Source organism: Microbacterium sp. NPDC086615 (genome assembly GCF_040686055.1).
GTDB lineage: Bacteria > Actinomycetota > Actinomycetes > Actinomycetales > Microbacteriaceae > Microbacterium.
In genome coordinates this window covers 147896-167962 of sequence record NZ_JBFBJJ010000003.1, presented here as the reverse complement: position 1 = coordinate 167962, position 20067 = coordinate 147896, and the positions used below count along the sequence as shown (strand labels likewise).

Annotated in this window: 19 protein-coding genes; 2 read left to right on the top strand and 17 right to left on the bottom strand. The window is 71.3% G+C overall.

Going from position 1 to position 20067, the window contains the following annotated elements; translation table 11 throughout:
* Nucleotides 1-273 precede the first annotated feature (273 nt).
* The 13 genes from hutI to AB0O24_RS04875 form a co-directional block, all read right to left on the bottom strand.
* Nucleotides 274-1416: an imidazolonepropionase gene (gene hutI / locus AB0O24_RS04935; protein WP_363373175.1), complete on the bottom strand. Its 1143-nt coding sequence runs from the start codon at nucleotides 1414-1416 to the stop codon at nucleotides 274-276.
* 29 nt (nucleotides 1417-1445) lie between these two features.
* A complete protein-coding gene (locus AB0O24_RS04930) occupies nucleotides 1446-2762 on the bottom strand; it encodes a formimidoylglutamate deiminase (protein WP_363372979.1) in 1317 nt (438 codons plus the stop codon).
* Nucleotides 2759-3961 carry an allantoate amidohydrolase gene (locus tag AB0O24_RS04925; RefSeq protein WP_363372976.1) on the bottom strand — a complete coding sequence of 401 codons (1203 nt, stop codon included), beginning with the start codon at nucleotides 3959-3961 and terminating at the stop codon, nucleotides 2759-2761. The genes AB0O24_RS04930 and AB0O24_RS04925 overlap by 4 nt, the downstream gene beginning before the upstream one ends.
* Before the next feature lie 3 nt (nucleotides 3962-3964).
* A complete protein-coding gene (locus AB0O24_RS04920) occupies nucleotides 3965-4732 on the bottom strand; it encodes an enoyl-CoA hydratase-related protein (protein WP_275800465.1) in 768 nt (255 codons plus the stop codon).
* The gene (locus AB0O24_RS04915; RefSeq protein WP_275800462.1) at nucleotides 4729-5610 is read right to left on the bottom strand and encodes a 3-hydroxyacyl-CoA dehydrogenase NAD-binding domain-containing protein; all 882 of its coding nucleotides are present in this window, start codon (nucleotides 5608-5610) and stop codon (nucleotides 4729-4731) included. Before AB0O24_RS04915 ends, AB0O24_RS04920 begins: the two co-directional genes overlap by 4 nt.
* Nucleotides 5607-6827 (bottom strand): CoA transferase, encoded by a 1221-nt coding sequence (locus tag AB0O24_RS04910; RefSeq protein ID WP_275800460.1) that lies wholly within the window; start codon nucleotides 6825-6827, stop codon nucleotides 5607-5609. The genes AB0O24_RS04915 and AB0O24_RS04910 overlap by 4 nt, the downstream gene beginning before the upstream one ends.
* Nucleotides 6817-8394, bottom strand: coding sequence for an aromatic amino acid ammonia-lyase (locus AB0O24_RS04905; protein ID WP_363372972.1), 1578 nt, complete (start codon nucleotides 8392-8394; stop codon nucleotides 6817-6819). The genes AB0O24_RS04910 and AB0O24_RS04905 overlap by 11 nt, the downstream gene beginning before the upstream one ends.
* 1 nt (nucleotide 8395) lies before the next feature.
* The gene (gene hutU, locus AB0O24_RS04900) at nucleotides 8396-10066 is read right to left on the bottom strand and encodes a urocanate hydratase (RefSeq protein ID WP_307384342.1); all 1671 of its coding nucleotides are present in this window, start codon (nucleotides 10064-10066) and stop codon (nucleotides 8396-8398) included.
* Nucleotides 10067-10101: 35 nt separating this feature from the next.
* Entirely contained in the window at nucleotides 10102-11016 is a 915-nt protein-coding gene (locus tag AB0O24_RS04895) for an ABC transporter substrate-binding protein (RefSeq protein WP_363372969.1), read from the bottom strand.
* Between the two features lie 79 nt (nucleotides 11017-11095).
* Nucleotides 11096-11812 (bottom strand): ABC transporter permease subunit, encoded by a 717-nt coding sequence (locus AB0O24_RS04890; RefSeq protein WP_363372966.1) that lies wholly within the window; start codon nucleotides 11810-11812, stop codon nucleotides 11096-11098.
* Nucleotides 11809-12459 (bottom strand): ABC transporter permease subunit, encoded by a 651-nt coding sequence (locus AB0O24_RS04885; RefSeq protein WP_275800454.1) that lies wholly within the window; start codon nucleotides 12457-12459, stop codon nucleotides 11809-11811. Before AB0O24_RS04885 ends, AB0O24_RS04890 begins: the two co-directional genes overlap by 4 nt.
* Entirely contained in the window at nucleotides 12456-13553 is a 1098-nt protein-coding gene (locus AB0O24_RS04880; RefSeq protein ID WP_363372963.1) for an ABC transporter ATP-binding protein, read from the bottom strand. The genes AB0O24_RS04885 and AB0O24_RS04880 overlap by 4 nt, the downstream gene beginning before the upstream one ends.
* On the bottom strand, nucleotides 13550-14224 hold the full coding sequence (locus AB0O24_RS04875; RefSeq protein WP_307384332.1) for a helix-turn-helix domain-containing protein: 675 nt from the start codon (nucleotides 14222-14224) through the stop codon (nucleotides 13550-13552). The genes AB0O24_RS04880 and AB0O24_RS04875 overlap by 4 nt, the downstream gene beginning before the upstream one ends.
* Before the next feature lie 124 nt (nucleotides 14225-14348).
* Between AB0O24_RS04875 and AB0O24_RS04870 the strand changes: the two genes are divergently transcribed.
* Nucleotides 14349-14831, top strand: coding sequence for a HutD family protein (locus AB0O24_RS04870; protein WP_307384330.1), 483 nt, complete (start codon nucleotides 14349-14351; stop codon nucleotides 14829-14831).
* Between the two features lie 32 nt (nucleotides 14832-14863).
* Complete coding sequence (locus AB0O24_RS04865; protein ID WP_363372959.1) at nucleotides 14864-15457, top strand: hypothetical protein; 594 nt, start codon at nucleotides 14864-14866, stop codon at nucleotides 15455-15457.
* Nucleotides 15458-15873: 416 nt separating this feature from the next.
* On the opposite strand, the gene AB0O24_RS04860 is transcribed toward AB0O24_RS04865, so the two are convergent.
* The 4 genes from AB0O24_RS04860 to dnaK all read right to left on the bottom strand — a co-directional run bounded on the left by AB0O24_RS04860 (nucleotide 15874) and on the right by dnaK (nucleotide 19897).
* Nucleotides 15874-16311 (bottom strand): MerR family transcriptional regulator, encoded by a 438-nt coding sequence (locus AB0O24_RS04860; RefSeq protein ID WP_275800795.1) that lies wholly within the window; start codon nucleotides 16309-16311, stop codon nucleotides 15874-15876.
* 77 nt (nucleotides 16312-16388) lie between these two features.
* Nucleotides 16389-17378: a DnaJ C-terminal domain-containing protein gene (locus AB0O24_RS04855; RefSeq protein ID WP_058597010.1), complete on the bottom strand. Its 990-nt coding sequence runs from the start codon at nucleotides 17376-17378 to the stop codon at nucleotides 16389-16391.
* An 11-nt stretch (nucleotides 17379-17389) separates the two neighbouring features.
* Nucleotides 17390-18016 (bottom strand): nucleotide exchange factor GrpE, encoded by a 627-nt coding sequence (locus AB0O24_RS04850; RefSeq protein ID WP_058597009.1) that lies wholly within the window; start codon nucleotides 18014-18016, stop codon nucleotides 17390-17392.
* A gap of 9 nt (nucleotides 18017-18025) precedes the next feature.
* Entirely contained in the window at nucleotides 18026-19897 is a 1872-nt protein-coding gene (gene dnaK / locus AB0O24_RS04845) for a molecular chaperone DnaK (RefSeq protein ID WP_058597008.1), read from the bottom strand.
* Nucleotides 19898-20067: the final 170 nt, after the last annotated feature.

The following is a 20067-nucleotide window of genomic DNA, read 5'->3' as shown; positions in this document are numbered from 1 at the left end:
CGGTCGCCATGACCGCTTCCTCAGCCTGGCACGGACCTCCGACATCGGCACTCCCCACCCGAGAAGTCGTCCGGCCCAGGGCATGTCCCCTTTTGTGCAGCCGGAGGGGGTGAAATCTGCACATTTCGGGACATGGATGCCAGCGCGCGGCGCCGCGGCACCGGAGGGCGAACGTCAGCGAGGCGCTGCGGCACAGGCACACCGCCGTGAGCCCGACGCCACGACACCGCCGCACACGACCGCAGCGCGCGACGACGTCAGCGCGCGACGACGTCAGCGCGCGACGAGCGGCGCCGCCACCCGGCGCCCGTCCTTCCACACGCCCGCGGTCAGCGGCATCCCGGGGCGGTAGGCGAGATGCGTCGCGGACGGCGCGTCGAGCAGGTGAAGGTCGGCGCGATTCCCCACGGCGATCGATCCCACGGCACCGTCACCGGAGGCGCGACCGAGCGCGATCGCCCCTCCGCGGGTGGCTGCGCGCACCGCCTCGGCGACGCTCAGCCCCATCTGCAGCACCGCCGTCGCGACGCAGAACGGCATCGAGCTCGTGTACGAGGTGCCGGGGTTGCAGTTCGAGGCGATCGCGACCTCGACCCCGGCGTCGAGCAGTCGCCGAGCCGGAGCGAGAGGAGCGCGCGTCGACAGGTCGCAGGCCGGGAGCACCGTCGCGACGGTCGATCCTCCCGCGAGCGCCTCGAGATCGGCATCCGAGACGAAGTTGCAGTGGTCGACACTCGCCGCCCCCAGCTCGACCGCGAGCAGGATCCCCTCGCCGTGACCGAGCTGATTGCCGTGCACGCGCAGCCCGAGCCCCGCCGCGCGCGCGGCGGTCAGCACCTCGCGCGACTGCTCGGGGGTGAACGCCCCGCGCTCGCAGAACACGTCGGCCCACGACACGTACGGGCGCACCGCCTCGAGCATCGGTCCGCACACCTCGCGCACGTAGTCGTCGGCGTCGCGCCCGGCCGGCACCAGGTGAGCGCCGAGGAAGGTCACGTCGTCGACGCCGGCCGCGGCGATCCGCGCACTGCGCTCCTCGCTCGCGATGTCGAGCCCGTAGCCGGTCTTCGTCTCGATCCACGTGGTCCCCTGCGCGCGCGCCTCGCGGACGCGGGCGGCGACGAGCGCGGCGAGGCGATCGTCGGAGGCGTCGCGGGTGGCATCCCGCGTCACGGCGATCCCCCCAGCGGCGTAGCTCTGCCCCGCCATGCGGGCCTCGAACTCGGCGGTGCGGTCGCCATCGAAGACGAGGTGGGTGTGCGAGTCGACCCAGCCGGGCAGGAGCGCTCGGCCGTCGGCATCCACCCTCTCGTCTGCCGCGGGGGCGTCGGAGGCGGAGCCGATCCACGCGATCCGGTCGCCGTCGATGACCACGGCGGCGTCACGGAGCACGCGGTCCTCGTCGTCGACGGTCATCAGCTCGCCGATGCCGGTGATGAGGGTGCTCACGATGTCATCGCCTTTCGCAGCAGGTCGCCGACCGGGCCGAGGTCGGTGTGCACGCCGTCTGCGGCACGCTCGCGTCCCCCGATGATCACACGCGTCACGTCGTGCGCGGTCGCGCTCAGCACGAGCTGCCCGGGGTCGCTCCCGGCGGTTCGGGCGCTGTTCTCGTCGATCACGAGGAGATCGCACGACTGTCCGACCGCGATCGCGCCCAGGGTACGACCGACCGCGGTCGCGCCCCCGCGGGTGAGCGCGGCGACGAGCTCGGCGGGAGCGAACCGTCCGCGTCTCCCGGAGGCGAGCCGCTCTCCGTGCTCGAGCGCGCGGGCCTCGAGCAGCGGGTCGACCACGGCGTGCTGATCGGTGCCGAGCGCGAGGCGCGCTCCCGCGTCGGTGAGGCGGCGGGCGGGTCCGACACCGTCGCCGAGGTCGGCCTCGGTGGTGGGGCACATCACGATCGTCGCGCGAGCCGAACCCAGGGCCGCGATGTCGTCGTCGGTGAGGTGCGTGGCGTGCACGGCCGAGAGCCGCGGCGAGAGCAGGCCGTTGCGGGCCAGGAGGGCGGTGGGGGTGAGACCGGTCGCCTCGAGGCACGCCTCGTTCTCCGCCGGCTGCTCCGACAGGTGCACGTGGAGCGGGATCGCCGGATCGAGCTCCGCTCCGATGCGCTCGAGAGCGTCGACCGGAACCGCGCGCACGGAGTGCACGGCCGCGCCCACGACGACCTCGGGGAACTCGTCGGCGAACGACGCGCGCAGCGCCGACAGGCGTGCGAGCCAGGCGGCGGCATCCGGATCCCCGAAGCGCCGCTGTGCGGGTTCGAGAGGTTCCCCGAAGCCGCGGGAGAGGTAACACGTGTCCAGAAGCGTGAGACGGATGCCACTGGCCCGGGCCGCGCGCGCAAGCGCGCGCTCCATCGCGTGAGCAGGCGCGTACGGCGAGGCGTCGGGCGCGTGGTGGACGTAGTGGAACTCGGCGACCGAGGTCCAACCGGCGGCGACCATCTCGGCGTAGACCGCGGTCGCGACGCGTTCGTACGACGTCGGGTCGAGGCGCCCCGCCTCGCGGTACATCAACTCGCGCCACGTCCAGAAGCTGCCGCCGTCGCCGTGCGTGCGCCCGCGGAGCAGCCGGTGGAAGGCGTGCGAGTGCGCGTTGACCGCGCCCGGCAGCACGAGTCCGTCGAGGCGGTGGTCGTCGGCATCCGGGATCGTCCCGGTCTCCACGGAGGTGATGAGACCCTCGGATGCCGAGATGCGCACGCCCGGCGCCACGGCGTCGCCGATCCACGCCCGCGGCGCCCAGAACGACGTCACGAGAGCAGGTCCTGCAGGACATCCGCCAGAGCGGCGGCCGACGCGTCGGCGTCCGCGTCGACGACGTGCTCCTCGGGCGAATGCGAGATCCCCGAGGGATTGCGGACGAACAGCATGCCGGTGGGCACGACCCCCGAGAGGATGCCGGCGTCGTGACCGGCGCCCGTGCGCAGATGCGGGGCATCGCCGAGCGCCGCGCCGAGTCGGCGCGCGAGCGAGGGGTCGAAGCCGACCGTGGGGCTCCAGGACTCCTCGACGAGCACGGCCTCGCACCCGCGCGCGGCGGCGAGCTCGACGCACATGCGATCGATGTCGGCCACGAGACGGCGGGTGACGGCGTCGTCGGGATGCCGGGCGTCGATCCAGAAGTCGACCGACGACGCGATGACGTTCGTGCCGCCGGGGACCGGCTCGAACCGGCCGACGGTGGCGCGCGCGTCATCGACGGCTCCGGCCATCTCGGCGATGCGCCCGACCATGCCGGCGGCGGCGACGAGGGGGTCGCGACGGTCGGCCATGAGGGTCGTTCCGGCGTGGTTTCCCTCGCCGCGCACCGAGACCTTGAAGCGGCCGTGCCCGAGGATCGACTCCGCGACCGCGAAGGGTCGGTCGAGGTCGATGAGGCCGCGGCCCTGCTCGACGTGCAGCTCGACGAAGACGCCGATGCGTGCGAGCGTCTCGGGGTCGGGGCCGATCCCCGCCGGGTCGACGCCACCCGCCGCGAAGACGTCGGCGAGCGTGTCGCCGTCCCGGTCGGTGAGGCGGCGCGCGGCATCCGGAGACAACGCCCCGGTCAGCAGGCGCGAACCGAGGCACGCGACGCCGAACCGCGAGCCCTCCTCTTCGGGGAAGACCGCGATCGCGAGCGGCTTCGCCGGCGTCACCCCGCGCGAGCGCAGCACGTCGACCGCGGCGAGCGCCGCCGCGATCCCGAGCGGGCCGTCGAACGCCCCACCGCCGGGCACCGAGTCGAGGTGGCTTCCGGTCACGACGGCGCCGGGGCCCGGCATCCCCCACCAGGCCCACAGGATGCCGTTGCGGTCGACCTCGACGTCGAGCCCTCGCCCCTCGGCCTCGGCGACGAACCACGCACGCAGGTCGCGCTCGGCGGTCGAGAAGACCGGGCGGGCGTATCCGCCGCTGCGCGGCTCACGACCGATGCCCGAGATGGCGTCGAGGAGGGAGGTGACGGGCGTCATGGATCAGCGTCCTTCGAAAGTGGGGGTCTCGCGGGCGCCGAAGGCGCGCATGCCCTCGGCGCGGTCGGCGCTCGCGGCGATGAGGGCCGACAGGGCGCGCTCGTGCGCGACCGCCGCGCCGAGAGGCATCTCGAAGCCGGCGAGCACAGCGCTCTTGATCATCGCCGCAGCCACCGGCGCACCCTGAGCGATCTCGTCGGCGGCGGCGCGCGCGGCATCCTCGACCTCCGCCGAGGCGACGACACGACTCGCGATGCCGAGCCGCGCGGCCTCGGCGCCGTCGATGCGACGAGCCGTGAGCAGCAGGTCGAGGGCGACCGTCTTTCCGACGGCGCGCAGCAGCCGCTGGGTGCCGCCCGCCCCGGGGAGGATGCCGAGGCGCACCTCGGGGAAGCCGAGCACGGCGTCGGCGGCGATCACCACGACGTCGCACGCGAGGGCCAGTTCGAGGCCACCGCCGAGGGCGTACCCCCGAACCGCCGCGACGAGCGGGGTGCGGATCGCGGCGACCGCGTCCCAGTGCTCGCTGAAGCCGCTGCGATACAGCTCGACGGCGCCGGCCGAGCCGAGGTCGCCGAGGTCGGCACCGGCGGCGAAGGCCCGCTCGTCGCCCGCGATCACGATCGCGCGGACGGTGGGATCGTCGTCGAGGCGACGGAGGGCGTCGACGAGGGCGCCGAGGGTCTCGGCATCCAGCGCATTGCGCTTCTCGGCGCGGTCGAGGGTGACGGTCGCGACGGCGCCGTCGACGTGCTGCCGCACTCCACTCATCGACGTTCCTCCGTGATCAGACGCACGAGGGCGTCACGGTTCGCGCGGGCGCGGTCGGCCTCGGCGGGAGACCAGGGGTAGAAGCCGCGACCGCTCTTCGCGCCGAGGTGACCCTCGGCCACCAGGTCGGCGACGGTCCGGGGCACGGTGCCCGTGGCATCCAGATCGGACATCAGGATGCCGGAGACCTTCTCGACCACGTCGAGTCCGGCGAGGTCCATGAGGCCGAGCGGGCCGAGCGAGGACCAGCGCGGGGCCAGGGTTGTGGAGACGGCGCGGTCGACGTCGGCGACGGTGGCGATACCGCCCTCGACGAGCGCGATGGCCTCGCGCAGCAGCGCGTACTGCAGGCGGTTGACGACGAAGCCCGGCACGTCACGGTCGACGACGATGCTCTCGCGTCCGATCGCGGCGCAGAGATCCTGCGCGGCCTGCACGGTGGCGTCGGAGGTGCGCTCGCCCCGCACGATCTCGATGAGGGGCATGACGGTGGGCGGGTTGAACCAGTGCAGACCGACGAGGCGCGCCGGATCGGCGAGCGCCTCGGCGATCTCGGTGATGCGCACGCTGGAGGTGTTCGTGGTCAGCACGGCATCGGTCGCGACCAGGGATTCGATACGCGCGAAGATCTCGCGCTTGAGGGCCAGGTCTTCGGCCACGCTCTCCACGACGAGCACCGCGCCGCGAACCGCCTCGTCGAGGTCGGTGGTGGTCGTGACGCGGGCGTCACCGTCGTGCGCGGCGATGAGTTCCCGCGCCGCCTCCAGGGTCGAGGTCGTGCGCGAGTACAGGCGGACCTCGCGACCGTGCGCGGCGAGCACGGCCGCGATGCCGGCACCCATGGTGCCGGCGCCGAGAACGGCGACCGGGCCGCTCACGCCACGACCCCCGCGGCGCGCAGACGCGCGATCTCATCCGCCTCGAGCCCGAGGTCGTCGGCGAGCACGTCGTCGGTGTGCTGGCCGAGGACCGGTGCGGGCGCCTGGGCGGCGGCATCCGTCCCGCTGAAGCGCACCGGCTGCGGAACGAGAGGCACCGTCCCGGCGACGGGGTGCTCGACCTCGCGCACCAAGCCCCGCTCCCGAGCATGGTCGCTCTCGGCGAGCTGGGCGACGTCCCAGATGGGGGCGGCGGGAACGCCCGCCGTCTCGAGCTCCGTGACGGCCTCGTCCACCGTGCGCGCGCTCGTCCACGCCTCGATCTCGGCGCGCAGCGCGTCCTGGTGCGCGAGACGGGCGGGATCGGTGGCGTAGCGCGCGTCGTCGAGCAGTTCGGCGCGGCCGAGGGCGTTCGCGAGCCGCACGAACAGCGCATCGTTCGCGACGGCGATGACGAGATGCCCGTCGCTGCACGCGTAGGCGTCCATCGGGGCGCTGATCGGGTGGGCGTTCCCCAGCCGCGAGGGAGCGGGCGCCCCGGCGAGCACCTGCGAGAGCGCCACCATCTGCAGCGAGAACATCGCGTCGAGCATCGCCACGTCGACGTGCTGGCCCTGACCGGTCTGCGCCCGCTGCAGGAGCGCCGCGAGCGCACCGAACGCGCCGTACATCCCCGCGACGACATCGCCCACGGCGTCGCCCACGCGCGTCGGCGGCCCATCTGCCCAGCCGGTGGCCGACATGATGCCGCCCATCGCCTGCACGATGTGGTCGTAAGCGGGGCGGTGCGAGAGCGGACCCGTCTGCCCGAATCCCGAGATGCTGACGTAAACGAGTCCCGGGTTCAGCGCGCGCACGCTCTCGAAGTCGATGCCGAGACGCGCGGTCACCCCGGGCCGGAAGTTCTCCACGAGCACGTCGGCATCCGCGATCAGGCGGTGAAGCAGCGCGCGCCCCTCGTCGGACTTCAGGTCGAGGGCCATCGACCGCTTTCCGCGGTTGACCAGCATGAAGTAGCTGCTCTCACCCTCGATGTGCGGGGTGAAGTGGCGGGAGTCGTCACCGCGACCGGGCACCTCGATCTTCGTGACGATCGCTCCGAGGTCGGCGAGCATCGAGGCGCACAAGGGCCCCGCGAGCACCCGTGAGAGATCGAGGACGCGGATGCCGTCGAGGGGGCGGACGGCGCCCGACGGGGGCGGAGTGTCAGTCGACACGGGGGTCTCCTTCTGGGGCGGTGGCGGCTTCTGGGGCGGTGGCGGTGGCGGCGGCGGTGATCTCGGCGACGATCCGGCCGAGCGTGCCGTCGGTGACGAGGGTCGTCACCGCGTCGACGTCGGGGGCCATCACTCGGTCGGTGTCGCGCGGGGCGACGTGCGCGCGGATCGCGGCGTGCGCGCGGGCGGTCCCCACGCCCGCCGCGAGCGGCGCGTGGAGGTCCAGCGCTTCGGCGGCGCAGAGCAGCTCGATCGCGACGATGCGCTCGGCGTTCGCCACGGCCTGGCGCGCCTTGATCGCCGCGGTCGTGCCCATGCTGACGTGGTCTTCCTGCCCGGCGCACGTCGGCACGGTGTGCACCGAGGCGGGGGCGGCGAGCGCGCGGTTCTCCCCGGCGAGGGCGGCCGAGACGTAGGGCGGGATCATGAAGCCCGACATGCCGAGGGAACCGGATGCCAAGAACGCGGGCAATCCGCTGAGCGCGGCGTGCGTGAGGCGATCGGCGCGGGCCTGCGACATCGTGCTGACCTCGGCGACAGCGATCGCGAGGGTGTCGAGGGCGAGGGCGACGGGCGCGCCGTGGCCGTTCCCTCCCGGGAGGGCGAGCAGCTCGTCGCCGTCGACGACGAACACCGGGTTGTCGGTGACGGAATCGATCTCGGTCTGCACCGCGGACTCGACGTAGGCGAGCGCGTCTCGCACCGACCCGTGCACCTGCGGGATGCACCTGAGGCTCAGGGCGTCCTGCAGCCGGTGGTCGCGGTGGGCGTCGAGGATCTCGCTGTCGGCGAGCAGGGCGTTTAGGCGCCGCGCCGTCTCGATCTGCCCGGGGTGCGGGCGCAGGGATTGAAGGCGCGGGTCGTAGCCGCGGGTGTTGCCGCGCAGCGCCTCGAGCGACATGGCGCCCGCGAGGTCGGCCACGTCGACGAGCGCGCGGGCCCCGGCCACGGCGAGCGCGCCGATCCCGGTGATCTCGTAGGTGCCGCTGATGATCGCGTGCCCCTCGCGCGCCGCGGGGACGAGCGGGGCGATGCCGGCCCGCTCCAACGCCGTCGCCGCGGGCAGCCGCTCCCCCGCGAACCACGCCTCACCCTCGCCGAACGCGACGAGACCGATGTGCGCGGTGGCGGTGAGGTAGCCGACCGAGCCCTGCGAGGGGGCCACGGGGGTGACACCGCGGTTGAGCATCTCGACCAGGGTCGTCACAAGAACAGGGCGGATGCCGCTGTGCCCGCGCGACAGCGCTCGCACGATCGCCGCGACGATGGCGCGCGTCGCCGGCTCGTCGTGTGGGACACCCACACCGCTGGCGTGGCTGCGCAGCATGCCGAGTTGCACGTCGGCGACGTCGGGCTGGACGCCGGCAACCTTGTAGAGGTCGCCGACGCCCGTCGTGAGTCCGTAGATCTGCTGTCCCGAGGCAGCCAGACCGGCCAGGAGGAGGTTCGTCCGCTCGACGGCGGCGAGCGCCTCGGGAGCGACGCGCAGCGGTGCCCCGTGGGCGACGGCGACGAGCTCGTCGATCGTGGTCGAGCCGAGCCCGAAGACCACCTCCTCCTGGCTCATCTCAGGCCTCGACCTTCTCGGCATCCAGCATCGGGACGCGCACCCCGCGCTCGCGGGCGACCTCGACGGCCCGGTCGTAGCCGGCATCGACGTGACGGATGACGCCCATGCCGGGGTCGTTCGTCAGCAGGCGCTGGAGCTTCTCGGCGGCGAGCGGCGTGCCATCGGCAACCGAGACCTGTCCCGCGTGGATGGAGCGGCCGATGCCCACCCCGCCGCCGTGGTGCAGCGACACCCAGGTGGCGCCGGAGGCGGTGTTGATGAGCGCGTTGAGAATGGGCCAGTCGGCGATGGCATCCGAACCGTCCGCCATCGCCTCGGTCTCGCGATAGGGCGAGGCCACCGAGCCGGAGTCGAGGTGGTCGCGCCCGATCACGATCGGAGCCGAGATCTTCCCCTCGGCGACGAGCTCGTTGAAGCGGACCGCGGCCTTCGCCCGGTCGCCGTAGCCCAGCCAGCAGATGCGGGCGGGAAGGCCTTCGAACTCGACGTGTTCCTGCGCTGCGGTGATCCAGCGCTTCAGGCCCTCGTTCTCGGGGAAGAGCTCGAGGATCGCTTGGTCGGTGACGGCGATGTCGGCGGGGTCGCCCGACAGTGCCACCCAGCGGAAGGGGCCGAGGCCCTCGCAGAACAGCGGCCGGATGTACGCCGGCACGAAGCCGGGGAAGGCGAACGCGTCGGCGTAGCCGCCCTGGCGGGCCTCGTCGCGAATCGAGTTGCCGTAGTCGAACACCTCGGCGCCGCGCTTCTGGAACTCCACCATCGCCTCGACGTGGCGGGCCATGGACTCACGCGAACGGACGGTGAAGCCCTCGGGGTCGCGGGCCGACTCGGTGCGCCAATCCTCGAACGCGATGCCCGCGGGAAGGTAGGCGAGCGGGTCGTGGGCCGAGGTCTGGTCGGTGACGATGTCGACCGGCACCTCGCGGCGCAGCAGCTCGGGCAACACCTCGGCGCTGTTGCCGACGAGACCGACCGACAGGGCCCGTCCCTCGGCCTTCGCCGCGAGCACCCGCTCGAGGGCGTCGTCGAGGTCGGTGGTGACCTCGTCGAGGTAGCGCTTGCCCTGGCGACGGCGAAGGCGCGTCTCATCGACATCGACGATGAGCACGACGCCGCCGTTGAGCGTCACCGACAGCGGCTGCGCGCCGCCCATGCCGCCGCAGCCGCCCGTGACGGTGAGGGTGCCGGCAAGCGTGCCGCCGAAGCGCTTGCGCGCCACGGCGCCGAACGTCTCGTACGTGCCCTGAAGGATCCCCTGCGTGCCGATGTAGATCCACGACCCGGCCGTCATCTGGCCGTACATCATGAGCCCTTCGGCCTCGAGCCGGCGGAACTCGGGCCAGGTGGCCCAGTCGCCGACGAGGTTGGAGTTGGCCAGAAGCACGCGCGGTGCCCACACGTTGGTGCGGAACACCCCCACGGGCTTGCCCGACTGCACCAGCAGCGTCTCGTCGTCGTCGAGGTCGGCGAGGGTCGCCACGATCGCGTCGTAGCTCGCCCAGTTGCGGGCGGCCTTCCCCGTGCCTCCGTAGACGATGAGGTCTTCGGGCCGTTCCGCGACCTCGGGGTCGAGGTTGTTCATGAGCATCCGCAGCGGGGCCTCGGTCTGCCAGCTCTTGGCTGTTAGGGTCGTCCCTCGCGGCGCGCGCACCGCGCGGCTTCCGGTCATCTCTTGTCTCTCTTTCTGGTGGAGCGTTCGCGCGATCAGCCCAGGTCGTGGGCGGAGATCCACTCGGCCGCGACGTCGTCGAGGCTCTGCTGGTCGTCGAGCTTGGCGTTCATGTCGATGAGGTCCTGCGTGGTCAGCGCCGCCGAGACCTTGTCGAGCACCTCGGTCACCTTGTCGGTCTTCTTGTCGGCCGCCATGATCGGCACGATGTTCTGCGCGGGGAAGAGGTTCAGGTTGTCTTCCAGAGCGACGAAGTCCTTCATGGCGGGAGAGGTCGAGTACATGTCGGCCGCCTGGATCTGGCCGTTCGTGAGGGCTGCGATGGTCAGCGGGCCGCCCACGTCGAGCGCCTTGAACTCCTTGAACGTGAGGCCGTAGACCTCCTGGAGGCCCTGGACGCCCTCGTGGCGCGTCGGCCACTCGGGCGGACCGCCGAGCACCATGTCGGCCGCGTACGGCTTGAGATCCTCGATGGTCTTGAGGTTGTACTTCGCGGCGGTCTCTTTGCTCACGGCGAGCACGTCGGAGTCCTGGGCCTCTGACGGCGTCAGCATGGTGATGCCCTCGGGTAGCGCCTTCTCGAGCGCGGCGGCCACGTCGGCCGAGCTCGAGACGCCCGCGTCGCCCTTCGTGAGGTAGCTGAGGGTCGCACCCGTGTACTCGGGGAGCATGTTGATCGAGCCGTCGAGGAGGGCAGGCATGTACACCTCGCGGCTGCCGATGTTGAGGCGCGTGGTCGCCTCGACGCCGGCCCCGGTGAGCGCCTGGGCGTAGATGGTCGCGAGCAGCTGGCTCTCGGGGAAGTCGGCCGAGCCGATGACGATGCTGTCGGCCGGAGCGGACTGGTCATCGCCCGCAGCGAGCGGGTTGCCGCCCGAGGAGCAGGCGGAGAGGGCGAGGGCGGCGACGGTCGCGAGGGCGGCCGCCGCGGCGATGCGGGTACGGATCATCAGGGTTCCTTTCGTCGTGCAGAGCACGGAGCGAGAAAAGCGGTGGTGCGGGTCGGGTGGTGCTTTCGGATGGAACGGGTCAGGAGGCGGCGACGGCGGAGCGCCGAACGCGCAGAGGGATGCGAGAGGTCCGGCGGTCGAGGCCCGGGGAGACGAAGACGCGCGCGGCGAGGGCGAGCAGCAGGTCGACGACGAGCGCGAGGATCGCCACCAGCAGCGCGCCGACGAGCATCTTGTCGTAGTCGTTCTGCGCGCGGCCGTCGATGATGAGGCGACCGAGGCCCCCGAGCGAGACGTAGGCGGCGATGGTCGCGGTCGAGATGACCTGGAGCGTCGCTCCACGGAAGCCCGAGATGATCAGCGGCAGTGCGCACGGCACCTGCACCGAGAACAGCACTCGGAGGGGCCGGTACCCCATCCCCACGGCGGCGTCGACGGCGGCGGCATCCACGGCTCGGATGCCGGCGTACGTGTTCGTCATGATGGGCGGGATCGCCAGCAGCACGAGCACGATGATGCTGGGGATGACGAACGCGAGATCCGACGCGATGAGCGGTGCCACGATCATGACGAGCAGAACGATCAGTCCCAGCGTCGGCAGGGCGCGCAGGGCGTTCGCGAAGCCGGCGATGACGACGACGCCGCGTCCGGTGTGCCCGACGTAGAGGCCCGCGGGAACCCCGATCGCTCCCGCGATGACGAGGGCGACGGCGGTGTAGATGAGGTGCTGTCCGACGAGGACCGGGATGCCACCGGACCCGGTCCAGTTGTTCGGGTCGAGCAGGTAGTCGATCACGCGTGCGCTCCTCTCGGGGTCCACGGGGTCATCACGCGCGCCAGGAGCAGCACGAGTCCGTCGAGCACGAGGGCCAGCACGAGACAGAGCACGATGCCGACGATGATCGGGGTGAGGAACCGCAGCTGCGCGCCCTGCGTGAACAGCAGTCCGAGCTGGGGGGTGCCGATCAGAGCCGCGATCGAGACGACGCTGACGTTGGAGACCACCGCGACGCGCAGCCCCGCCGCGATGACCGGCACGGCCACCGGAAGCTCCACCGACAGCAGCCGGTGAAGGGGCCGGTAGCCCATGGCATCCGCTGCCTGCAGGGTCTCGGGGGCGACCGAGTCGAGCCCGTCCGAGACCGTGCGGACCAGCAGCGCCAGCGTGTACACGGTCAGCGCGACGATGACGTTGAGCGGGTCGAGGATGCGGGTCCCGAGCACCGAGGGCAGCAGCACGAAGAGAGCGAGAGAGGGGATCGTGTAGAGCAGTCCGGTGATGCTCAACAGGCCCGTCTTGAACACGCCGCTGCGCTGGGCCGCCCAACCGAGCGGGAGCGCGAGAACGAGGCCGACGATCACCGGGACGACCGACAGTGCGATGTGGGACGCGAGCAGTCCGAGGATGTTGTCGCTCTCGCGGAACACCCAGTCGAGGTTCATGCCGCCGCCCCCGCGTCGAGTTCGGGGATCATCGCGACCACGGCTGCGGCCGTCACCGATCCCGCGACTGCTCCGGTGTCGTCCACGATCACGCCGCGACGGCTCGGGGCGCTGAGGGCCGCGTCGAGCACCTGCCGCAGGGTTCCCTCGCGCGGGGCGACGGTGCCGGCGAGATTCAGGTCGGACGCCGCGATCGGGGCGTTCAGACGGCGCGGCTCGACCCAGCCGAGTGGGCGCCGCTCGCCGTCCACCACCAGGAGCCAGTCGTCGTCGGTCGCGCCCCGCGCCTCGGCCACAGGAGTGCCCACGACGACGGTCGGCTCGAGCGTCAGCGGCAGGTCGGAGACCGAGCGGAAGCCGAGGGAGCGGTAGCCGCGGTCGCGCCCGACGAAGTCCGCGACGAAGGCGTCGGCCGGGCTGGTCAGCAGTTCTTCGGGGGTGGCGAGCTGGGCGAGGCGTCCGCCCGTGCGCATCACCGCGACGTAGTCGCCGAGCTTGAGCGCCTCGTCGATGTCGTGCGTGACCATGACGATGGTCTTTCCCTCTTCGCGCTGGATGCGCAGGAACTCGTCCTGCAACTGCGTGCGGACCACGGGGTCGACGGCGCTGAACGGTTCGTCCATCAGCATGAAGGCGGGGTCGGCCGCGAGGGCACGGGCGACGCCGACGCGCTGCTGCTGCCCCCCGGACAGCTGCCAGGGATACCGCGAGGCGAACGAGGCCGGTAGTCCGACGCGTTCCATCAGCTCGATCGCGCGGCTACGCGCCTGCTTCGCGGGCACGCCCGCCAGCCGGGGGGTCGTGGCGATGTTGTCGGCGATCGTGCGGTGCGGGAACAGTCCCGCGTGCTGGATGACGTAGCCGATCCGGCGGCGGAGCGCGGCGACGTCCATGCCCGCTGTCGACTCCCCGTCGAGCAGGATGTCGCCGGAGGTCGGCCGGATGAGCCGGTTGACCATCCGCAACGAGGTCGTCTTGCCGCATCCCGACGGGCCGACGAGGATCGTGAGCTTTCCGGACGGCGCCACGAGCTGCAGGTCGTCGACCGCGACCGTGTCGCCGTAGCGCTTGGTGACGTTCTGGAAGGTGATCATCGAGCGCGCTCCTCAGCCGCGGCGGGAAGTTCGGGGTGCGCCAGGATCGACCGGCTCTCCGCGACGAGCAGGCGTCCGATCGCCGCGTTCTTGACGTCGGTCGTGCGGTAGCTCGGGACGACGACGGAGAGGGATGCCACGACCCTCCCGCCCACGACGACGGGGGCGGCGATCGCGGTGACGTCGTCCTCGACGCCCTGCATGACGACGACGTAGCCGGCCTCGCCGGTCTGACCCTCGAGCACCGCACCGGCGGCGGACCCGTGCAGCGGGATCGTCCGACCCACCCAGCTCGCGTGGCGGATGGAGTGCGTTCCCTCGACGATCGCGATGTAGAGGGCCGTGTCACCCGCCCCGCGGACGGCGAGGTAACAGGACTCGCCCGTCTCGGCGACGACGCGGGCGAGGGCGGGTTCGGCGAGCGAGACGAGCGAGTCGTTCGACAGGGCGAGGGCACCGAGCTGCACGATGCGCGCTCCGGCGGCGTAGCGGCCGTCGGCGACACGGCGGACGAACTCCTGGGCCTCGAGTGTGCGCAGCAGTCGGAGAGCGGTGCTCGCGGACAGCTCCGCGGCGCGGGCCGCGTCGGCCAGGGTGATCGGTCCGGAATCGCAGACGGTCCCCAGCAGCGACAGCGCCCGGTCGACGGTGCGGGTGGGTGTTTCGGCCATGCGTCCTCCCTTCGTTGCGAGTGACGTTATGCGGCCGCTGTTACGCGGTCCCGCTGTTCATGTTTCCAGCTAGTAAAACGCGGTTGCCACAGAATGGCAATAGTGCGTGGAGTACCGTGCCGGTATGGCCACCGTGATCCGCCGCTTCGCCGAGACACCCGCGACACCATGGCGCAATGGGCGGGGGCAGACGTGGCCGCTCTTCACCGAGACCTCCTGGCGACTGAGCGTCGCGCGACTCGACGACCCCGCTGCCTTCTCGTCCTTCCCCGACCTGCACCGCACGTTCGTGCCGTGGGGCGGCGGCGTCCGCCTCGAGGTCGACGGCGAAGAGCTCGACGTCCGCCACGGTGAGATCGCGCGGTTCGACGGGGACGCGACGACACGCCTGCTGGCGCTCGACCACCCGTGTCATGCCGTCAACCTCATGGCATCCGAGAGTCGGCCCACTCTCGCTGTCGTCGCCGCCGGTGCACGGCTGCCGGATGCCGCGATCGCGGTCCTCTGCGCGCCGATCGTCGACGCAGAGCGCTTCGACGTCATCCGGCTCGACGCCCGCGAACCGCTGCCGGCCGATTCCGTCGTGGTGCGCCTGGACGGGGACTGACTCCACCCGGTCGCTCCTTCTAGGCTGGACCCATGTCCCGACTGCAGGCCGACGCCCCCGCCGACCGCTGGGTGCCCGTCACGGGCTCTCTCGGATTCCGCGGCCGCCGCCATCGCAAGGCCGCCATCGGCATGCTGCTGAACCAGGCGAACACCGCCGCGGGATCGACACCCCGCCCCGGCGGCGGAGCTTTCGCGTGGATCCTCAGCCAGGCCGCTCCGCTGCTCATGCGGCGCGCGGCCGGACGCGTGCTCGTGTGGGTGTGGAAGAGCGACCCCGAGCTGCTCGTCGTGATGGCGCAGCTGCAGGAGGCGACACCGCAGTTGCGCACGGCGCGCGCGATGATGCCGATGGAGTACGACGACACCGAGTCGTTCCGGAACCCCTTCCTCGGGGTCGGCGAGAAGCTCGCGATGCCGCTGCCGACCGACCCGAAGACGCCGCCGTTCGCGACCTACACGTGGGACACGGGCTCGCACTTCGTCACGGTCACCACGGTCTGCTCCGACCGCGAGCGCTTCGGCACGGTCATCGGCGACGTGGATGCCATCGCCCGGACGGTGCGCATCGTCGACGACGTGAAGCTCGGCGAATCCCCCGCCGTTCTGCGCCTCGATCCCGCCTGACCCGGCAGGGGTGGCTGAGCGCGTCGAAGCCACGGGCTACCGCGGCAGCCCGGCAGAGGTGGCTGAGCTTGTCGAAGCCACCGGGCGACCGCGGCATCCCGGCAGAGGTGGCTGAGCGCGTCGAAGCCACGGGCTACCGGGGCAGCCCGGCAGAGGTGGCTGAGCGCGTCGAAGCCACGGGCTACCGCGGCAGCCCGGCAGAGGTGGCTGAGCTTGTCGAAGCCACCGGGCGACCGCGGCAGCCCGGCAGAGGTGGCTGAGCTTGTCGAAGCCACCGGGCGACCGCGGCATCCCGGTCCCTTCGACAAGCTCAGGGACCTCGCTTCGAGCTCAGGGACCTCGCCTCGCGCGCGGAGGCCTCGCGGCGCGCAGGGGCCTCGCGCCGCACAGAGCGTGCTCGCGGCGCGGAGGCGGCGTCAGTCGCCGTGCGCGTCGCGCGGACGCCACAGCACGATGTCGGTCGCGCGCCGCACGCGCGCACCGTGGCGCAGCGTCACGACCGAGCCGGTCGCCCCCGCGGCGAACACACGCGCACCCGGGCGCGACTCGCGTTCGGCGATGAGCTGACGCTCGAGGTCGTTCACGCGGCGCGAGAGGTCGTGCACCTGCTGCTCGAGCGTCAGCAGCCGCGCGATCGCGGGAAGGCTCATGCCCTCGCTCGACAGGCGCGCGACCTCGCGCAACTGCTGCACGTGCCGGCTCGAGTACCGGCGCGACCCGCCCTGGGTCCGCGCGGGAACGACGAGGCCGAGCCGGTCGTACTGCCGCAGGGTCTGCGGGTGCATGTTCGACAGCTCGGCGGCGACGGCGATGGCGAAGATGGGGGAATCCTCATCGATCTCTCGGTCGGCCACGTCTTCTCCTCTCGCTCGTGCCGTTCGCCGGGTCCCGGCATCCGTGATCCCGGATGCCGAGCCCCGGCGTGGTGGTGTTATCGCGCCTTGGCCATCAGGTCGGCGCGGGGATTCTCTTTCGGTTCGAGCTCGTGGAAACGCTCGAGGGCCTCGCGGGCGGCGTCGTCGAGGTGCGCGGGGACCGCGACCTGGACTTCGGCGAGCAGGTCGCCGGTGCCCTTGGAGGTCTGGATGCCACGCCCCTTGACGCGCAGCACGCGCCCCGACGGAGTGCCCGGGGCGACACGCAGCCGCACCGGGTCGCCGCCGAGGGTGGGGACCTCGATGGTCGCGCCGAGAGCCGCCTCGGTGAAGGTCACGGGGACCGTCAGCCGCAGGTTGAGGCCATCACGGGTGAACACCGGGTGCGGACGCACCGCGACGGTCACGACGATGTCGCCGCTCTCGCCGCCGTCCGGGGAAGGACGACCACGACCACGCAGGCGGATCTTCTGCCCGTCCGAGACGCCCGCCGGGATCTTCACCTTGAAGGGCTTGTTGTCCTCGCCCTGCAACGTGATGGTCTCGCCCTTGGCCGCGGTGACGAAGTCGATCGTCGTGCGCGCCGTGACGTCGGCCCCGCGCTGGGGGCCGCCGAAGCCGCGGTATCCGCCCGTCGTCTGACCGAAGCGTCCGGAACCGAAGCCCCCTCCGCCCTGGTCGAACATCGAGAAGAAGTCCTCGAAGCCGGCGGGACCGCCCGTGGTTCCCCCGCGCTGCTGACCGAAACGGCTGAACACGTCATCGAAACCGCCGCCGGCACCCGTCCCCGGAGCCGAGAAGCGCGCCCCCGAGCCCATGGCCCGGATCTGGTCGTACTCCTCGCGCTGCTCGGGATCGTTGAGCACCGAGTAGGCCTCGCTGATCTCCTTGAACTTGGCCTCCGCCTTCGCGTCGCCCGGGTTCGAGTCGGGGTGGTACTGGCGCGCCAGCTTGCGGTAGGTCTTCTTCAGATCGGCCGCGCTCACGCCCTTGTCGACACCGAGGACCTTGTAGAAGTCCTTGTCGAACCAGTCCTGACTCGCCATATGTCCTCCTCTTAGGCCGGCACGGCGACGACGACCTTCGCCGGTCGCAGTTCGACCGAGCCGAGGCGGTAGCCGACCTCGACGACCTCGAGGATCGTCGTCTCGGTCGCACCCGGGGTCGGAGCCTGGAAGATCGCCTCGTGCTGCTGCGGGTCGAACACCTCGCCGACGGCGCCGTACGAGACCACACCGAGGCGCTCGGCCACGGCGCGGACCTTCTCGCCGATGGCGGCGAGCGGGCTGCCCTCGACGAGGTCGCCGTGCTTGGCGGCGCGGTCGAGGTCGTCCATGACGGGCAGCAGGCCCTTCACGGCCTCGCCCTTGGCGCGCTCGATCTCGCGCTCGCGCTGCTCCTCGGTCCGTCGACGGTAGTTCGCGTACTCGGCCTGCAGGCGCTTGAGGTCGATCAGCAGCGACGCCTCCTTGTCGGAGGAAGCGCCCTCTGCGGCCGCCTCGGGGGTCTGCTCGGCGCCGAGGATGTCGTCGATGGTCAGGCCCTCGGCATCCGGGGTCTGGCCTGCATCCTGCGTCTCGGACTGCTCGCCCGACGGCGCGGGGCCGGAGGTGTTCTCCTCCGGCCCCGTCTCGTCAGGACCGGCGCCCGAGCCCGTGGGCTGTTCGTCGTCCTTGTGTGCCATGTTCTCTGCTTACTTCTTCTCGTCGGGGTTCTCGTCGTCGACGACCTCGGCGTCGATGACGTCTTCCTCGGGGTTCGGCGTCTCGCCGTTGCCGGGCTGGCCCACGTTGGGGTCAGCGGGCTCGCCCGCGGCCTGCGACGAGGCGTAGATCGCCTCGCCGAGCTTGCCCTGGCTGGCGTTCAGCTTGTCGAACGCGGTCTTGACCGCGTCGTCGTCGTCACCGGCGAGAGCCGTCTTGAGCGCGTCGACGTCGCCCTGCACCTCGGTCTTGACCTCGGCGGGGAGCTTGTCCTCGTTCTCCTTGATCAGCTTCTCGATCGAGTACGAGAGCGTCTCGGCCTGGTTGCGGGTCTCGGCGGACTCGCGGCGCTTCTTGTCTTCGGCCGCGTTCTCCTCGGCCTCGCGCACCATGCGCTCGATGTCTTCCTTGGGCAGCGACGAGCCGCCCGTGATCGTCATCGACTGCTCCTTGCCGGTGCCCTTGTCCTTCGCGGACACGTGCACGATGCCGTTGGCGTCGATGTCGAAGGTGACCTCGACCTGCGGGATGCCACGGGGAGCCGGGGCGATACCGGTGAGCTCGAAGGTGCCCAGCGGCTTGTTGTCGCGGGTGAACTCGCGCTCGCCCTGGAAGACCTGGATCGCGACCGACGGCTGGTTGTCGTCGGCGGTGGTGAAGGTCTCGCTGCGCTTGGTCGGGATGGCCGTGTTGCGCTCGATGAGCTTGGTCATGATGCCGCCCTTGGTCTCGATACCGAGGCTCAGGGGGGTGACGTCGATGAGCAGCACGTCCTTGCGCTCACCCTTGAGGACACCGGCCTGCAGGGCTGCGCCCACGGCCACGACCTCGTCGGGGTTCACGCCCTTGTTGGCGTCCTTCCCGGTCTCCTTCTTGACGAGCTCGGCGACCGCGGGCATGCGGGTCGAGCCGCCGACGAGCACCACGTGGGCGATGTCGTCGACCTTGACGCCGGCCTCGCGGATGACGTCGGAGAAGGGCTTGCGGGTGCGGTCGAGGAGGTCCTTGGTGAGGTCCTCGAACTTGGCGCGCGTGATCGTCTCGCTCAGCGACACGGGGCCGGAGTCGGTCAGCGACAGGTAGGGCAGGTTGATGCTCGTCGACGTGGACGACGAGAGCTCCTTCTTGGCCTGCTCGGCCGCTTCCTTCAGACGCTGGAGGGCGATCTTGTCACCCGAGACGTCGACACCGGTGGTGTCCTTGAACTGCTTGATGAGGTACTCGACGAGACGCTGGTCCCAGTCGTCACCACCGAGGCGGTTGTCACCGGCGGTGGCGCGCACCTGGATGGTCGAGAAGTCGTCGTCCTTGCCCACCTCGAGCAGCGACACGTCGAACGTTCCGCCACCGAGGTCGAACACGAGGATGAGCTCGTCTTCCTTGCCCTTGTCGAGGCCGTACGCGAGGGCCGCGGCGGTGGGCTCGTTGATGATGCGCAGGACGTTGAGGCCCGCGATCTCACCGGCCTCCTTGGTGGCCTGACGCTCGGCGTCGTTGAAGTACGCGGGCACCGTGATGACGGCATCCGTCACGCTGTCGCCCAGGTACTCCTCGGCGTCGCGCTTGAGCTTCTGCAGGATGCGGGCCGAGATCTCCTGCGGCGTCCACTTCTTGCCGTCGACATCGAAGGTCCAGGTCGTGCCCATGTGGCGCTTGACGCTCGAGATGGTGCGGTCGACGTTGGTCACGGCCTGGCGCTTGGCGGTCTCGCCGACGAGCACCTCGCCGTCCTTCGTGAACGCGACGACCGAGGGGGTCGTGCGGAAACCCTCGGCGTTGGCGATGACCTTGGGCTCGCCACCCTCGAGGACGCTCACGACGGAGTTGGTCGTACCGAGGTCGATTCCCACTGCACGTGGCATATGTGTCTCCTTGCTTGTGAGCCCGACCGGTGCCGAGCTCGTGGTTCTGTTGAAGTCTTCTCACGGGTTGAGCCGCGATGACTCAAGGTTATCGCAGCCCTCTCCGGGCGTCAAGGAGACTTGATATGAATTGGCTCAACTTCGGCGCGCAACTTGCGCATTCAGATGTC

What these genes read in the sequence shown, in the direction of transcription:
- hutI (WP_363373175.1), bottom strand. Translation starts at nt 1,416, where the DNA reads ATGACCGTCGACGACGAGGACCGCGTGCTCCGTGACGCCGCCGTGGTC.
- AB0O24_RS04925 (WP_363372976.1), bottom strand. Translation starts at nt 3,961, where the DNA reads ATGACGCCCGTCACCTCCCTCCTCGACGCCATCTCGGGCATCGGTCGT.
- AB0O24_RS04920 (WP_275800465.1), bottom strand. Translation starts at nt 4,732, where the DNA reads ATGAGTGGAGTGCGGCAGCACGTCGACGGCGCCGTCGCGACCGTCACC.
- AB0O24_RS04905 (WP_363372972.1), bottom strand. Translation starts at nt 8,394, where the DNA reads ATGAGCCAGGAGGAGGTGGTCTTCGGGCTCGGCTCGACCACGATCGAC.
- hutU (WP_307384342.1), bottom strand. Translation starts at nt 10,066, where the DNA reads ATGACCGGAAGCCGCGCGGTGCGCGCGCCGCGAGGGACGACCCTAACA.
- AB0O24_RS04895 (WP_363372969.1), bottom strand. Translation starts at nt 11,016, where the DNA reads ATGATCCGTACCCGCATCGCCGCGGCGGCCGCCCTCGCGACCGTCGCC.
- AB0O24_RS04885 (WP_275800454.1), bottom strand. Translation starts at nt 12,459, where the DNA reads ATGAACCTCGACTGGGTGTTCCGCGAGAGCGACAACATCCTCGGACTG.
- AB0O24_RS04880 (WP_363372963.1), bottom strand. Translation starts at nt 13,553, where the DNA reads ATGATCACCTTCCAGAACGTCACCAAGCGCTACGGCGACACGGTCGCG.
- AB0O24_RS04875 (WP_307384332.1), bottom strand. Translation starts at nt 14,224, where the DNA reads ATGGCCGAAACACCCACCCGCACCGTCGACCGGGCGCTGTCGCTGCTG.
- AB0O24_RS04870 (WP_307384330.1), top strand. Translation starts at nt 14,349, where the DNA reads ATGGCCACCGTGATCCGCCGCTTCGCCGAGACACCCGCGACACCATGG.
- AB0O24_RS04865 (WP_363372959.1), top strand. Translation starts at nt 14,864, where the DNA reads ATGTCCCGACTGCAGGCCGACGCCCCCGCCGACCGCTGGGTGCCCGTC.
- AB0O24_RS04855 (WP_058597010.1), bottom strand. Translation starts at nt 17,378, where the DNA reads ATGGCGAGTCAGGACTGGTTCGACAAGGACTTCTACAAGGTCCTCGGT.
- AB0O24_RS04850 (WP_058597009.1), bottom strand. Translation starts at nt 18,016, where the DNA reads ATGGCACACAAGGACGACGAACAGCCCACGGGCTCGGGCGCCGGTCCT.
- dnaK (WP_058597008.1), bottom strand. Translation starts at nt 19,897, where the DNA reads ATGCCACGTGCAGTGGGAATCGACCTCGGTACGACCAACTCCGTCGTG.